Here is a 14,845-nt window from a genome sequence, read left to right as displayed (position 1 = left end):
GTCATGACGCAACAGTAACTGGAAGTTTCGCAACTGTATTGCCACGAACATCCGTTACAAGACAATATTCGGCATTACATTTCATCGACTTGCGTAGACTGGACAACAGCAGCTATCCGAATTTTTCAGATACGTATGATATCCATGCTGATAGCTTTCACGGCGGCGGAAGTCCGATCATGAACCCCCAGCTTTGCAAAAGCGCGTCGCAGATAGCTGTCTATGGTGGCCTCGGAGACCTCCAATATCGTTGCAATTTCAGAATTCGACTTGCCTTTCGCCGCCCACGCAACAATTTGCGTTTCACGCTTCGACAGAGCCTTGTTCAATTCATACATATACGGAGTGATCTGGCACAGCCGAATATGCGCGAGTTGGGCAAAATGTTGCAGTTTATGTTTGGCTGATTCCGCCATCATTTTCTGATCTCGCGGAAGTGCATAAGATACCAGTCCGGTGCGCCCTTTCGGCCCAAATACGGGAACAATCCAGCCATCGGTCAGCCCAAGTTCGTCAGCCTCCTTCTTGAGGTTGGTAAAATCATTGAGATTGGCCGTTAAGCCACCGATTTCCGAAAATCGAAATGGCGTCGCTCTGAACAGGCTGTTGGTTGTTGTAAGATGCCCTTCGGCAATAAGCCCCTGCAAAGCGAACCTGCTGAAATCTACCAAGCTTATGCCATGCAGTCGCACTATAGTATCTGGATGAGTTGGCTTTTTATTGGGTGGTGGAGCTGCATAAATTGCAGCACTAAAACCAAATTCATTCACTGTCCGCAGACAATGAGACCAAAGCGCGCGCGGCGTTTCACAATCTGGCAAGGCTGCGATTGGATCATTCATGTCAAACAGGCCCGATCACGGCCAAGATGGAGTTGCAAATTCATTATTCGATCTAGGTATCACTTCAAAAATTAATTTTACTGCAACGGGTTTACGGGGCAAATGCGGGTGACATATCTGAATTTCAGGCAGAACCACAGAGTTCCACTGTTCATAACCGCCCAAAAATACGCCATTTTCAGAAAAATGGTCGGGGAGACAGGATTCGAACCTGCGACCCCCTGGTCCCAAACCAGGTGCGCTACCAGCCTGCGCCACTCCCCGACGCGCGCTTCCCCTAAGCGGTGATTTAGGGAAAAGCAAAGAAAAAATGGTGGGCCCGGAGGGATTCGAACCCCCGACCTAGCCGTTATGAGCGGCCAGCTCTAACCAACTGAGCTACAGGCCCCGGAACAACGCGCCTCCAAATCCACTTTTTGTTGGAAATACGCCGTTCGAGGATCGCTCCGATAGCGGAAGCAACGCCGATTTGGCAAGCGGCTATGCAAATAAATTATCCTGGCAATAATCGGCTGGAGTCATTTTCCTGCCAATCCGGAATTTTGCAGCAGATCATCCATACCGGCAGGCGCAACATCCTGTGCACGAAGATGCTCAAAAACTTCCCGCCACCAGTCGTAGAATCGGTCCAGATCGTCATCAGTACGGACATATGGAGTATGGCCCGGAGACAAAGAAGGCGAATGGAATGAGAACACCAGTAATTTCAAGCCATCATCAAGAGCAACATCAATTGCTTCCATCGCTTCACGTGCTGTAATTCCCTCTGGAGTCAGCGGGATACGTTCCAGAACTTTCAGATTTGAAAGCAATGCCGCCGACAACGACGAACGATTCATCATCCTGAGCAGATAACCATGCTGTTTTCGCAACATACCCGATAAAACGGTAGTCAGAGGCAACTCAACCATCTCGCGGTTATCGCCCAACCAGAACGGTTCGGGTCCAAACTCCGAGAAATCAGGCCCGCCCTCCTGGCTATAGTCAAAATGCGAGCGTACGCTGCTATCCAGTACAAAACCGAGCTTTGTCAGTATCTCGAAGGTGTTGGGACCGATGCCATATCGTCCGGCCCGGTAGCATATCGGACGCTTTCCGGTGGCTTGTTCGATCGCATCGCTCAAATGAACAATTTTTGCCTCTTCCAGTTCTTTGGGCAAATTTCCCGAAAAACTGTTTGCCGGACCGACTTCCTCTTCAAACGGAGGGTTTACCCACGGATGGAGATGAACTCCAACCGCCGCACTACCATCATCACATACCGACTTCAGGAATGCCCTCGCTTCATCATTCTGGACGATGGAGTAATCGACAAAATAGACCGGCCTAATGCCAAGTTTGCCGGAAAATTCTTGAAAACGTTTCAATTTGGGTACGGAAACCGTCGTATGGCCTTGGCGTTCGAAAGGACCGTTCCAGTCAAATTCTTCTTCTGTATCGACCGTCACCAGAAAGCGTCGACCAAATTCGGGAGAAAGCTTCAGCCTGTTCGCCGTTGCGGCCCGAACCATCGACAATTTCGAATCTGAGAGCATTGCGGTTCCGCTTTCATTACGGTTGCGAAGAAATCAGACCCGATGATGGACCCTATTCATTTTCCGTTTCACGAACACCGATTTGGCTAGTCGCGACCGCAGGAAGCGTCAAGCCAATCTTGTCTTCGTCAAAACTCAGCGTTCCGGAAGCAGAATGGGTCAAATTACGCACCAACCGAAGGGAAAATCCAAGACCAAGCAAGGGTGTATCCGTTGCATCGCCCTCTATGCCCTGAGATGGATCAAGCATTTGTTGCTCTGGAATACCGCGAATTCGTGTTGGTCGTGACAAGCTGAAATAGTTGACTGGTTGCGGTCCGATATGGGTTCGAAGATCCGCGATCAGCTCTTCCCCCTCCTCGCATGCAATTATGGCAGCAGATAACAGTCGCGCGAAAATCCGCTCAACCGTATCACCATCCAGTGCGAAAGCGCGGACCGGTTCGGCCTTGTTGATCCTCAGATCAACCGACTTGCTGTGCGCCAGACTCTGCAACCGCTGCGTAAGACGTTCGAGAAGCCAGTCTGGCTGGGTTTCACCGGGAGTAGCATCCATTTGCCCCGCATCGATTTTCGCCGCCATGTCGAGATCTTCAAACCCGGCAAGCATTCGTTGCGCTTCATCCATGATATTCCGGGACAGGTTGCGATATTCCGAAGAAGCCGGTCCAAATAGCTGCTGTTCGATAATCTCGCTAAAACCAATAATCGCGTTTAGCGGCGTCCGCAACTCGTGGATCAGCTGCTGCAGCTGTTCCCTGCGCGCAATGTCTACACTGGCCTGCGTACTGACTTCTTCCGCTGCATTGGGGCGTCGCATCACGCCTCGATACCCTTTGAAACGGCCTGTTTCAGACGCAAAATAGGGAATTGCAGTCATCCGCCAGTCGCCAGCAAGAACCGGTGCTCCACAGAGCCGCATCCGCGCATTTTCTAATGGCATCCTTTGCCGAAATGCAGCTGCTCCATAAGCATCCGGCCCTGGACCATCATCAAATGTGGGTTCGGAAATCGTGACCCCAACAATCGCACCGCGGGGTGGCCCCTTGGCCCAGACAATCGTTCCACTATCGTCTGTTTCAAATTCGAGTTTATCAAGATTCTCAACGAAATAGCTGCGATCAGAAACCTCCGAAACCGGAACGGCATGTTGTTCTTCGCCGCGCTGACGCTGATAGTTTTCTATTTTTTCAACCAGACTGCTGATCTGGGAATTGTCATTATGCCCCGTTTCCGTTTGAGGCTCGGGCAAGCTATCTGACGGCTGGTCTGCTTGTGCGTCCGTTTCTGTCGGACTCTCGACGGATTCGATATTAATCCGGCCACGCAGTTTTCCGATGGCAAAATCGGGCAATTGCGGCGCGATGTCCAACCAGGTTTCCTCCGGCAGGTCCGCAGCTTCCATTGCAGCTTCTACGACAACTCTGCTGTCTGCACACAAATAAACGAGAAGAGGAGCCGACCGCAGACGACCGGCCAAAGTCTTCACCGCAACGACACGATCAGCTTCATCAACCCGCTCATGCAGGTCGCGCAACCGCGTCAGGCCAAGCTGCACATCTTCATTGACCAGTCGGCCAGGTTTCTGGGCGAGCAAATCTACAACCTGACGCCATTGCGCGGCGGCCGCCGCCCCATCGGGCAGCGTTCCTTTTAGAACGGTTTCAAGACGGTCATCGAAGCGCAAATGGAAGTTCCGATTATCTAGCGGGTTTGAATTGTTAACCTTTCGATAACCGCTTTGCACAAGCTTCGGTAGTCAAGAATATCTCGCGTCACAATGTGGGACAGCCCAACAAGCATTGCTTGGTTCGCTAATTATATTATAGATGTCATATGATTCGTGAATGGAAATTACCGCAGAATGACTGAAACTAGTCTCGATGAAATCGATATCCAGATTCTAAAACGGCTTCAGGACGACGGCCGTATCACCAACGTAGAGCTTGCTCAGAGCGTCGGACTGACCGCCCCGCCCTGCCTGCGCCGAATGCGTGCTCTGGAAGATAGCGGAGTCATAACCGACTATCATGCGGCAGTTGATCCATCCAAAATGGGCTACACAATTACGGTCTTTGCCATGGTCAGCCTGAAAAGCCAGGCCGAGTCCGATTTGCAAGCGTTTGAAGATCATGTTCAAAGGCTTCCTGAAGTGCGCGAATGTTACATGCTGAACGGCGAAATTGATTTCATGCTCAAAGTCGTGGCGCGAGATTTGCAACAATTCCAGACATTCCTGACGAGCGAACTGACTTCTGCCCCCAATGTGGCCAGCGTCAAAACATCACTTACGATTCGTTCGGCAAAGAATCTGCCCGGCGTTCCCATTTCCGACCTCACCTGATTCTCTTGCCCTGATTCAGCGGACCTGATTCTCCGGGCACACAAAAAAGGGCGCACAAGGCGCCCTTTTCCAAAATAGTGTGACTGGTCTGACTAGCTGGCAGAAGGCGCAACTGGAGCCGCTGCAGCAGCAGGCGCTGCTTGCTGTGCGATCCAGAGGTTCCAGAAGTCAGCAACGCTTTTGCGTGTTCCCGTTACACCTGAAAAAGCCTGTTTCGCTGCATCCCAATTTCCTTGGCCTGCCTGTGCGATTCCTACTCCCATTTGCGCGCGCGCCGTATCAATACCGCCCTTGGAGACAGCGGTCTGGTACATGGTGGCCGCCTTTTGATAGTCAGCATAAGCGAGATAGGCATCCGCCGTCGCCAATGCAATTTTACCATTGGCCGATCGCGCAGCATCCCGTTCCGAAGCCGGAAGGCTGGCTTTGTCGGCGCTGATGGCTCCGCGCGCCAGCGACAGAGTTTCCTTGGTATAAGCCGTATTTCCGCGGACAGATCCTTTTGCGATACCCTCTTCAAGCACGGATACAACTTCGCCCGGAAGTTTCCTCGGTCCTGCTGCATCGGCATATTCAAAATAGTCGCGCTCGCTTTCCATTGCGTCGGCTTTGCGCATCAATCGCATCAGTTCGAGATTTTGCTGATCATCCAGCTTTGCACTGTCCCGATAAACAGACAAGGCTGCCCGCCAGTTTTTCCCGGTTGGATATGCTTCTGCCAGCTTGTAGGTCCACTCAGCTGCCAGAGCCGGCACGTTGCTTTTCATAGCTATGCCTGCACCGCGGAGATACCAGTCTTCGGATGCGCGGCCATTTGTCGCAGATGCCGCTGCAATCGCGGCATCAAGAGCCGACAGTCCCTGTTGGAATTTATTCTCCTTGAAAAACGCTTCCGCCATCAACGCGCCGATATTGTTGCTCCGATAACCCAGATCAAACGCGGTCTGGAATTTCTGCTGCGCATCGGCCCAGCGACCAGCACCATATGCAAAATTGCCAAGGTAGAAGTTAAACTGGCCAAGTTGTTCTGCAGGAGTAAAGCCGCTGTCGACCATAGCGCCCAAGCCGAGTTCTTGAAGGGAAGTATCTTTTAGCTTTCCACCAAGATTCACGGCGAATTGGCCAGCCACGAACTTGTCATAACCCGTCCAGGGTTGGGCTACCAATGACTCTACCATAGGTTTTGCCGAAGCGAGATCCTCACCTTCGATCGCCTTCTGAACTGGACCGGCCTGTGCAGAGAATTCCTTGCTCACTTTGGGTGGCTTCTGCTTCTTTTGCTTCTTCTTCTTTTGTGCCTGCACTTCGGCGGGAAAGGCAGTTACCGTCAACGCCCCCGCTGTGGCCAAGGCAATGCCCATAGAAAAATGTGATAGAAAGCGCATAAAATTCCTCCAGATAAAAACTTTCTGGACAAGCGGGAATTCCCGACCAGCCCGAATATGGTTGCACCATAAACTGTCTTGGCTTTATTACCAAGCTTCACAACAAATTATAGGGTAAATCCGCTGAATAACGGTTGAACAAAATTAACCCGACCGACCGAATTTTCCCGCATTTTGTATATTGATGTAAAAGACAAAAAATTGAGGCACCTATATCGTGATCGCTGTTATTTCCCCCGCAAAATCACTCGACTTTGAAAGTTCCATTCCTGACGTTCAGCCCACCGATAACAGGTTTCCTGACGAGACCAGACGGCTGGCCGGAGCGATCTCCAATCTCACAAAGAAGAAGCTCAAGGCGATCATGCCTGTTTCTGACAATCTGATCGAACTGAATCGGAACAGATACAGTCAATTTTTCGATCAGGCCGAACGCCCTGCCATTTTTGCTTATAACGGAGATGTTTACAGCGGGTTTGAAGCACATAGTCTTGATGATGATGGATTGCGGTTCACCCAGAACCATATCCGCATTCTTTCCGGTCTTTACGGCCTGCTTCGCCCGTTCGATCCGATTCGGCCGCACAGGCTGGAAATGGGAACAAGATGGGCGCCGCGTTACAAAAAACTGACTGATTTCTGGCAGGACCGCATTGCCAAGGCGCTCGCAAGCGATCTTGATGACAAACAGCAGCGCATCATCGTAAACCTTGCCAGCAACGAATACTGGGCGGCGATAAAGCCACATATGTCGAAACTTGATGCGCGGGTTATCGAAGTCGATTTCCGGAAAGACAGCCCCGACGGTCCCAAATTCATCAGTTTCGAAGCCAAGCGCGCACGCGGAATGATGGCGCGCTATATATGCGATCATCACATTCAGGATGCCGTCGGATTGCGTGATTTTGACAGTGACGGCTATCGATTTGATTCTGAGTCCAGCACGGAAGACAGTTTGCGCTTCGTTCGCACATGACCGGAAAAACAGCTGTTATCATCGGTGCCAGCGGCGGCATTGGCTGTGCGATGGCAGATGCGCTTGAAGAAGAAGATATCTATGATCGGGTCATCAGATTTTCGCGATCAAGCGAAAGCCCGGTTATGCTTGATATCGAACAGGAGGCCAGCATCGTTGCGGCCGCAAACTGGTTAGGCGAGCAGGCGATCGAGCCTGATTTGATTTTCGTTGCCACTGGCCTTCTTCATAGCAGCATGAACGGACCCGAAAAAAACTTGAACGACCTCGATAGCGAATGGCTGGCTGAAAATTATCGGATCAATACCATTGGCCCCGCATTGATCGCCAAACACCTTCTGCCCAAGATGGTCCGCGATAATGCCGCAATATTTGCGGTCCTTTCTGCGCGCGTGGGCAGCATTTCGGATAATCGGTTGGGCGGCTGGTACGGGTATCGGGCGGCCAAGGCGGCTTTGAACATGATGATTCGGAACCTCGCCATTGAGTGGCGCCGGAAGGACAAGAGATCAATTATCGTGGCTTTGCACCCGGGAACCGTCGATACCGGCCTGAGCCTGCCATTTCAGTCAAATGTTCCAGCCGGGAAATTGTTTGATCCGGGCCGGGCAGCCGTCCAATTGCTTGATGTTCTGGACGGCCTGAAACCGGCCGATAGCGGCAAAATTTTCGCCTGGGATGGTGAAGAAATCGCGCCCTAGAAAACCCCGGCATATATTCGCTTTTCCAGACTGTGAAATGCTGGCTTTTCACTGCCCGGTGCTCTACAAGAATCACAATAGAAAAACATAAGAAAAAGGTCCGTTTGTGAACGAACAAACCACTTCGCCAGAACCGTCTGATATCCAGCCGATTGATATCGTTGACGAGATGAAATCCAGTTACATGGATTATGCCATGTCGGTCATTGTCAGCCGCGCGTTGCCTGATGTTCGTGACGGCCTGAAACCAGTTCATCGGCGCATATTATTCTCGTCTCAGGAAGGCGGTTTTGTAGCGGGTCGGCCGTATCGCAAATGCGCCAAGATCGTGGGCGACGTGATGGGCAATTATCACCCGCATGGCGACAGTGCGATCTACATGGCTCTGGCGCGGATGACGCAAGACTGGTCGATGCGCGTTCCGCTCATCGACGGACAAGGCAATTTCGGGTCAATGGATCCTGATATGCCGGCTTCCATGCGCTATACCGAAGCGCGCCTGAACAAGGTTTCCAACTTTCTGCTCAATGATCTCGACAAGGATACCGTCGATTTTGTTCCCAATTATGATGGCAGCAGACAGGAGCCCCATGTTCTCCCTGCCCGTTTTCCCAACCTGCTGGTCAACGGTGCTGGCGGTATTGCGGTGGGTATGGCGACCAACATTCCGCCACATAATCTCGGAGAGGTGATCAATGCTTCCCTGGCCTATATGGAAAATTCCGCGATTACAGTGGATGAGCTCATCGACATTGTTCCGGGACCTGATTTTCCGACTGCTCCACTTATTCTTGGCCAGTCCGGTGCGCGCGCGGCCTACCGCGAGGGACGCGGGTCGATCATGATGCGGTCTCGCCATGAGATTGAAGAAGGCCGCGGTGACAAACGCTCTATCGTTCTCACGTCCATTCCGTTCCAGGTCGGCAAATCCGGTCTGGTCGAAAAAATTGCGGAAGCAGCAAAAGACAAGCGGATTGAAGGTGTTTCCGACATTCGCGATGAATCAAGCCGCCAAGGTGTGCGGGTTGTAATTGACCTTAAACGCGATGCAACGCCTGAAGTTGTTCTGAACCAGCTTTGGCGGTTTACCCCTGCCCAATCGAGCTTCCCGGCCAATATGCTCGCCATTCGTGGTGGTCGTCCGGAAGTTCTCAACTTGCGCGATATTATCGAAGCATTTGTGAAATTCCGCGAGGAAGTCATCACGCGGCGCACGAAATTCGAGCTGAACAAGGCCCGTGAACGCGCCCATATCTTGCTTGGCCTGGTTGTCGCCGTCACCAACATGGATGAAGTCGTCCGCATCATCCGGGCGTCATCGACACCTGTGGAAGCGCGGGAATCGTTGCTTGCCCGTGAATGGCCGATCGCGGAGATTGCCGGTTATATCAAACTGGTGGAAGCGACCGATGCGGACGTGGAAGGCGACACCTACAAGCTATCCGCTGTGCAAGTGAAAGCGATTCTGGATCTGCGCCTGCAAAAACTGACCGCTTTGGGACGCGAAGAGATTGGCGACGAACTCAAGGAACTCGCGGTCGCAATCGAAGAATATCTCGCGATATTGGCCGACCGGGCGAAACTCTATGCGGTTATGCGCGAAGAACTGGAGCAGGTGCGCGATGAATTTGCGACACCGCGAGTCAGCGAGATAACTGCCGCCTGGGACGGCCTGGAAGACGAAGACCTGATGGAGCGATCAGAAATGGTCGTGACTGTGACCCACGGAGGCTATATCAAGCGGACACCGCTCGATACATTCCGTGCGCAGCGGCGTGGCGGCAAGGGCCGGGCCGGCATGGCGACGAAGGATGAGGACGCGATTACGGAACTGTTCGTGACGTCCACGCACACACCGGTTCTGTTTTTCTCAAATCATGGCAAGGTCTATCGCCTGAAAGTCTGGAAACTGCCGGAAGGCGCTCCGCAGACCAAAGGTCGCCCGATGGTCAACCTGCTTCCCCTCGCGGAAGGCGAAGCGATTTCCACCGTATTGCCCCTCCCCGAAGATGAAGACGAGTGGGGCGCATTATCCGTGATGTTTGCGACAGCCAGAGGGGGTGTCCGGCGCAACAGCATGGACAGCTTCACCAATGTGCCGTCCAACGGCAAATTTGCCATGAAGTTCGACGACGACAGTGATGATCACCTTATCGGCGTAGAATTGCTGACCGATAGCGATGATGTATTGCTCGCTACCCGCAATGGTAAAGCCATTCGCTTTGCCGGAGATGCCGTGCGCTCCTTCCAGAGCCGGACGTCAACGGGTGTTCGCGGTATCGCATTGAAAGGCGATGACGAGGTAATCTCGCTTTCCGTTCTGCGTGGTTTCGACGCTTCGACAGAAGAACGGGACCAGTATCTCAAGGCTGCACCCTGGAAAGACAATGAAAATGCGTCGGAACTTTCCGCAGAACGCATGGCTGAATTTGAGGAAAGCGAAGATTTCATTCTGACGGTTTGCGCCAATGGCTATGGCAAGCGTTCGAGCGCCTTTGAATATCGCCAGTCCGGTCGTGGTGGCCAGGGCATTCTCAATATCGACAATATCAAGCGCAATGGGACGGTTATCGCCAGCTTCGAGGCGAAAAACGAAGAGCAGATCATGCTGGTAACGGATCAGGCGAAACTGATCCGGATGAAAGTCGCTGACATGCGGGTAATTGGTCGGAACAGTTCCGGTGTTCGCCTGTTTGACGTTGCTGATGGTGAAACCGTCGTCGGCGCGGCTAAAATTGACGAAGAGGATGAAGCCGAAAACGAAGCTGAAGAGGCCGTAGAATCGGAATTGGAAGCAACGGAAGGTTCCGCTGGCGACAACGAATCTTCGGAAACGCCATCTGAAGGATCCCCAGATTAGAGTCCGTCCATCAGGACAGGCTTGCGGTGCAGAAGTCACCGGAGTCGATCTGTCTGCGGCGTTGGACGCGTCGCAATCGGCTGAAATTCGTGGCGCGTGGCTGGAACATCATGTTCTTTCCTTTCCGGACCAGGATATGACCGATGATGATCTGGAGCGGTTCACCGGTTGTTTCGGGGGATTCGGACATGATCCGTTCTTTGATCCGATTCCGGGCCGGCAACATATTGCAGCGATCAAACGCGAAGCAGACGAAAAATCCCCGCTCTTTGCCGAAAACTGGCACAGTGACTGGAGTTTTCAGAAACATCCACCTGCAGGCACGTGCCTGTTGGGTATCACAATCCCGCCAACGGGTGGGGACACATTATTTGCAAATCAGCATGCCGCGCTGGATGCCATGCCACCCGACATGCGTGCAAAATATGAAGAACTGACCGCCATCCATAGCGCGCAAATGGCCTATGCGCCTGACGGTGCCTATGGCGACAAGGATGTCGAACGCAGCATGGCCATCCGCCCGGATGAGTCCGCGCGGGAAACGCAGCTCCACCCTCTTGTCAGAACGCATCCCGAAACCGGCCAGCCCGGTCTGTTCAGCTGCATGGGTTATATTATTGGTTTTGAAGGAGTGGATCAGCAGGACGCCCTGCCCTTGCTGACCGAACTCTATGCCTGGCAAAGCCAGGACGAGTTTGTCTATCGGCACAAATGGCAACCAAATATGCTGGTCATGTGGGACAACCGATCAGTACTTCATTGTGCCACCGGGGGCTATGAAGGGCACGATCGATTGCTCCACCGCACCACTATCGCAGCGCACGGCGTTTCATAGAAACTGCGTTCACGGGTTGGGAATATGCGCCCGCTCGCGCAAGTTCCGGACAACGCCGGTGACAATCATAAATTGCCCGACATAATATAACGGCCAGACAGTCCAGTCCGGAATTGTGGAATTCTGCAAAAAACCCATGCGCGAAAAGATAAACAGATCAGAGATCACAAATAGTATAGCGCCAATCCCCACGCGATAGCGCGAAAAACTGCTCGTCCATGCCATCGCAGCCATTGCTGCAAGGATCAGGGTATAGGCGGCAATTCCTGGTGCTTCTGCCCGGTCAAACGGCAATGACCAAGCAATGAAAACGGTGATTGGGATCAACAGGATTGCGAGCAACTTCTGACTGAATGCCGTTTCCGCGCGGCGATGTCTGGCGTAAAGGATAATCGCAAGGATGTGCCCACCGATAAACGCCGCGGCACCCAATATCAGATCAAGTTCAATCAGCATGTCGCCGAGGGATCCAAAGCCCATCACACCGGCGATCAGTTTCCCGTCAAATCCACGAACCCGTCGCAACGCATAGACCGCCAGAAAGCCGACCCCGGCACCCTTCCAGAGAATGAGGAACGTGCCCGGCACATTGCCGTCCATGACGAAGAAGTAGCTGATCGCAAAAACCAGACTCAACAACAAATAAGGCCGGGATTCGATAATCGCTCGTTTCACTTGTCATTCCCCATAAGATCAAAGCCCTGACAGATCAGGACCCTTTGGCTTCGATTTGGCAAATAACATGCCCTCGGCTCAACTGCCAGATTGACATTGATTGATTACCACAACACTAAGACCCGCATGACACAGGTACATATTATCGGAGGCGGGCTCGCCGGTTCGGAAGCGGCATGGCAATTGGCCGAAGCGGGCATAAAGGTGCGTCTTTCAGAAATGCGCGGCAGTGGTGATATGACACCGGCTCATCAGACAGATGGGCTGGCAGAGCTCGTATGTTCCAACAGTTTCCGGTCTGACGACGCAGAAAAAAATGCAGTTGGCCTGCTGCATCAGGAAATGCGCGCGCTGAATTCGATCATCATGGGACAAGGCGACAAGAACCGCCTGCCTGCGGGATCCGCGCTGGCCGTTGATCGCGATCATTTTTCGGACGGAGTGACCAAGGCACTGTCCGAACACCCTAATATTGAGCTGGTTCGGGAACGGATTGATCGGCTCCCCGAAAGCGGGCTGACCATCGTCGCCACCGGTCCCCTCACCGCAATGACACTGGCTGAAAGCATTGGCGCCGCAACCGGAGAAGATTCGCTGGCCTTTTTCGATGCCATTGCGCCTATCGTGTATAAAGACAGCATCGACATGGACATTGCCTGGATGCAATCGCGCTGGGACAAGGTCGGTCCCGAAGGCGACGGCAAAGATTATATCAACTGCCCGATGGACCAAGAGCAATATGAGGCATTCATTCAAGGATTACTCGACGGCGAGAAGACCGACTTCAAGGAATGGGAGAAAAACACGCCCTATTTCGAAGGCTGCATGCCTATTGAAGTCATGGCGTCACGTGGTCCGGAGACTTTGCGTTTCGGGCCAATGAAGCCGGTTGGTCTGACCAATGCACATACTGGCGAAAGCGCATATGCCGTGGTCCAGCTCCGCCAGGACAATGCACTCGGTACACTGTGGAACATGGTCGGGTTTCAGACCAAACTGAAATATGGCGCACAATCTGATCTGTTGCGATCCATTCCCGGCCTGGAAAAGGCCGAATTTGCGCGGATGGGCGGCCTGCATCGCAATACGTTTATCAACGCACCCAAATTACTGGATAGCCAGTTGCGCCTGCAAAAGGCGCCCCATATCCGGTTCGCCGGTCAGATAACGGGCTGCGAAGGCTATGTCGAAAGCGCTGCTGTCGGATTGATGGTTGGACGCATGGTCGCTGCGGAAATCAGGGATGAGGCGTTTCCCGAACTTCCGCAAACAACGGCTTTCGGAGCACTTTTATCCCACATTACCGGCGGTGCGGATGCAAGCGACTATCAACCGATGAACGTCAATTTTGGTCTGTTCCCGCCCACTGAAGTTCGGGTCAAAAAGAAGTTCCGGAAAGAAGCCTATACCAACCGCGCGCGGGAAGATTTCGCCGGGTGGCAGAGCAGATTACTCAACAACAGCGCAACAGCCTAACAGCGACAGCGCCGCTTTGCTGCGCGCTTTGGTCGTGTTGTTCGAAATTCCGCCCGGGTCAATTGATTGTTGTTATCCGCGTCAGCACCCGCAAACCGGGTAGCCGTTGCCGCTGCCCATTCTTCAAAGGACAACAGATTATTGCCGTCCTTGTCCAATTCCCGGAATGATTTGGTCCTGCTGCTCATCATTTCCAGCCGGGTGATCACCTCATCGCGATCGCGATCATATCTATTGAAGCGCAATTCTTCCCGCGATGCTTTATATGCCTTGGGTGGATCTGGGGGTTCGGGACCTTCGAGCGGTTCGTCAGGTTGCGCCTCGGGCAACATCAGCGGTTCATCTGTTTCTGGCGCAGGCGGTGCATCAGGAATGACGGTTTCTTGCCCTTGAGCACTAAACCAGAGAAGCAAACCAGCCAGCATGATCAGCATCATGGCAGTAGCTCCGGTCATGAATTTGTTCATGGTCCATCGCTCCTCTGCGTCCTGATCAATCCAAATTCTTCGGCCGTTACAGTCCCGTCAGACCGTGCCAGATGATGACAGCAGCCACAGCGGGTCGATACAAATCAACCGACAGTTCTCGCTTTTTGACATCCCGTGCGGCCAATTTACAGAGAATAGACAGTGGTCGTCCGTTTCTATCAAATTTCAGCTGACTCAACTTGTCGAAGATTTCACAGGATCTGGAGAACGCTTCGGTTCGCATGTTTTCATCTGAACAATGGCGCGCAAAATCCCATAAAGCCCAACCTTGCGCAGCTCTCAGCTGATCCTGGCTGAGTTCGGTGACACCTCCCAGAGCAGAACGAAAAGCCCCTCCCCCTCTAAGACTTGAATATTGTTCAAACTGCCGATCATCCCATGGGAAATCTGCGAGCAACATCTCCCATCCGTCGACCAGTTTAACCAGTCCACTGGAGACGTCATCTTCGTTTTCCAAAGACTGAAGCAATTCAATCAGCGGTTCACCGGCGGGTTTTGCAACATTTTCCTTGGTTAAATTATCTCGCCACCATGTTAACCGCATTTGCCCTATCAAAAGTTCAGAGGTCGAGCGGATAATCTCGGCCAGCCTGAAATCCAGGCCAAATGACAGCGAGTAATGATCGCGATCTTCTGATCGGGCATATGCCAATATCAGTCTACGCAAAGGGTCAAGCTCGGAATGAACAGAATTCATTGCGCTGCGGTTGCCGGTTTTCCGGGAAAAA

At 52.7% G+C, this 14,845-nt stretch carries 13 protein-coding genes and 2 tRNA genes; 6 read left to right on the top strand and 9 right to left on the bottom strand.

Going from position 1 to position 14,845, the window contains the following annotated elements; genetic code table 11:
- Positions 1–125 precede the first annotated feature (125 nt).
- The 5 genes from ABJI30_RS12690 to ABJI30_RS12670 form a co-directional block, all read right to left on the bottom strand.
- Entirely contained in the window at positions 126–770 is a 645-nt protein-coding gene (locus ABJI30_RS12690) for a LuxR C-terminal-related transcriptional regulator (RefSeq protein WP_348017056.1), read from the bottom strand.
- A gap of 259 nt (positions 771–1,029) precedes the next feature.
- Positions 1,030–1,106: transfer RNA gene (locus ABJI30_RS12685), tRNA-Pro, on the bottom strand.
- A gap of 47 nt (positions 1,107–1,153) precedes the next feature.
- Positions 1,154–1,230, bottom strand: a tRNA-Ile gene (locus tag ABJI30_RS12680).
- Positions 1,231–1,360: 130 nt separating this feature from the next.
- Positions 1,361–2,377, bottom strand: a complete 1,017-nt coding sequence (locus ABJI30_RS12675) for a polysaccharide deacetylase family protein (RefSeq protein ID WP_348017055.1) — start codon at positions 2,375–2,377, stop codon at positions 1,361–1,363.
- 52 nt (positions 2,378–2,429) lie between these two features.
- Positions 2,430–4,064 (bottom strand): HAMP domain-containing sensor histidine kinase, encoded by a 1,635-nt coding sequence (locus ABJI30_RS12670; RefSeq protein ID WP_348017054.1) that lies wholly within the window; start codon positions 4,062–4,064, stop codon positions 2,430–2,432.
- 177 nt (positions 4,065–4,241) lie between these two features.
- Here ABJI30_RS12670 and ABJI30_RS12665 point away from each other — a divergent pair, with 177 nt between their 5' ends.
- The gene (locus ABJI30_RS12665) at positions 4,242–4,721 is read left to right on the top strand and encodes an Lrp/AsnC family transcriptional regulator (RefSeq protein ID WP_348017053.1); all 480 of its coding nucleotides are present in this window, start codon (positions 4,242–4,244) and stop codon (positions 4,719–4,721) included.
- Positions 4,722–4,813: 92 nt separating this feature from the next.
- Here ABJI30_RS12665 and ABJI30_RS12660 read toward each other — a convergent pair whose 3' ends face one another.
- Positions 4,814–6,106 carry a hypothetical protein gene (locus ABJI30_RS12660; RefSeq protein ID WP_348017052.1) on the bottom strand — a complete coding sequence of 431 codons (1,293 nt, stop codon included), beginning with the start codon at positions 6,104–6,106 and terminating at the stop codon, positions 4,814–4,816.
- Between the two features lie 217 nt (positions 6,107–6,323).
- Between ABJI30_RS12660 and yaaA the strand changes: the two genes are divergently transcribed.
- From yaaA to ABJI30_RS12640, 4 genes are all read left to right on the top strand, one after another.
- The gene (gene yaaA / locus ABJI30_RS12655) at positions 6,324–7,082 is read left to right on the top strand and encodes a peroxide stress protein YaaA (RefSeq protein ID WP_348017051.1); all 759 of its coding nucleotides are present in this window, start codon (positions 6,324–6,326) and stop codon (positions 7,080–7,082) included.
- Positions 7,079–7,783 carry an SDR family NAD(P)-dependent oxidoreductase gene (locus ABJI30_RS12650; protein WP_348017050.1) on the top strand — a complete coding sequence of 235 codons (705 nt, stop codon included), beginning with the start codon at positions 7,079–7,081 and terminating at the stop codon, positions 7,781–7,783. Before yaaA ends, ABJI30_RS12650 begins: the two co-directional genes overlap by 4 nt.
- Before the next feature lie 106 nt (positions 7,784–7,889).
- Positions 7,890–10,643, top strand: a complete 2,754-nt coding sequence (gene gyrA / locus ABJI30_RS12645) for a DNA gyrase subunit A (RefSeq protein WP_348017049.1) — start codon at positions 7,890–7,892, stop codon at positions 10,641–10,643.
- Positions 10,594–11,478, top strand: a complete 885-nt coding sequence (locus ABJI30_RS12640) for a TauD/TfdA family dioxygenase (protein WP_348017820.1) — start codon at positions 10,594–10,596, stop codon at positions 11,476–11,478. Before gyrA ends, ABJI30_RS12640 begins: the two co-directional genes overlap by 50 nt.
- A 9-nt stretch (positions 11,479–11,487) precedes the next feature.
- Here ABJI30_RS12640 and ABJI30_RS12635 read toward each other — a convergent pair whose 3' ends face one another.
- Entirely contained in the window at positions 11,488–12,153 is a 666-nt protein-coding gene (locus tag ABJI30_RS12635) for a lysoplasmalogenase (RefSeq protein WP_348017048.1), read from the bottom strand.
- A gap of 126 nt (positions 12,154–12,279) precedes the next feature.
- On the opposite strand from ABJI30_RS12635, the gene trmFO reads away from it, so the two are divergent.
- Entirely contained in the window at positions 12,280–13,629 is a 1,350-nt protein-coding gene (gene trmFO, locus ABJI30_RS12630) for a methylenetetrahydrofolate--tRNA-(uracil(54)-C(5))-methyltransferase (FADH(2)-oxidizing) TrmFO (RefSeq protein WP_348017047.1), read from the top strand.
- On the opposite strand, the gene ABJI30_RS12625 is transcribed toward trmFO, so the two are convergent.
- Complete coding sequence (locus tag ABJI30_RS12625) at positions 13,626–14,096, bottom strand: hypothetical protein (RefSeq protein WP_348017046.1); 471 nt, start codon at positions 14,094–14,096, stop codon at positions 13,626–13,628. The two genes, trmFO and ABJI30_RS12625, sit on opposite strands and share 4 nt — an antisense overlap.
- 46 nt (positions 14,097–14,142) lie before the next feature.
- Positions 14,143–14,814, bottom strand: coding sequence for a hypothetical protein (locus ABJI30_RS12620; protein ID WP_348017045.1), 672 nt, complete (start codon positions 14,812–14,814; stop codon positions 14,143–14,145).
- Between the last annotated feature and the right edge of the window lie 31 nt (positions 14,815–14,845).

Source organism: Parasphingorhabdus sp. (genome assembly GCF_039968395.1).
In the GTDB taxonomy this organism is placed as follows: Bacteria; Pseudomonadota; Alphaproteobacteria; order Sphingomonadales; family Sphingomonadaceae; genus Parasphingorhabdus.
This window is presented reverse-complemented; position numbering and strand designations above follow the sequence as displayed.

Excerpts from the sequence above, each read along its gene's own strand:
- ABJI30_RS12675 (WP_348017055.1), bottom strand. The coding sequence starts at position 2,377 with ATGCTCTCAGATTCGAAATTGTCGATGGTTCGGGCCGCAACGGCGAAC.
- ABJI30_RS12665 (WP_348017053.1), top strand. The coding sequence starts at position 4,242 with ATGACTGAAACTAGTCTCGATGAAATCGATATCCAGATTCTAAAACGG.
- ABJI30_RS12660 (WP_348017052.1), bottom strand. The coding sequence starts at position 6,106 with ATGCGCTTTCTATCACATTTTTCTATGGGCATTGCCTTGGCCACAGCG.
- ABJI30_RS12650 (WP_348017050.1), top strand. The coding sequence starts at position 7,079 with ATGACCGGAAAAACAGCTGTTATCATCGGTGCCAGCGGCGGCATTGGC.
- trmFO (WP_348017047.1), top strand. The coding sequence starts at position 12,280 with ATGACACAGGTACATATTATCGGAGGCGGGCTCGCCGGTTCGGAAGCG.
- ABJI30_RS12625 (WP_348017046.1), bottom strand. The coding sequence starts at position 14,096 with ATGAACAAATTCATGACCGGAGCTACTGCCATGATGCTGATCATGCTG.
- ABJI30_RS12620 (WP_348017045.1), bottom strand. The coding sequence starts at position 14,814 with ATGAATTCTGTTCATTCCGAGCTTGACCCTTTGCGTAGACTGATATTG.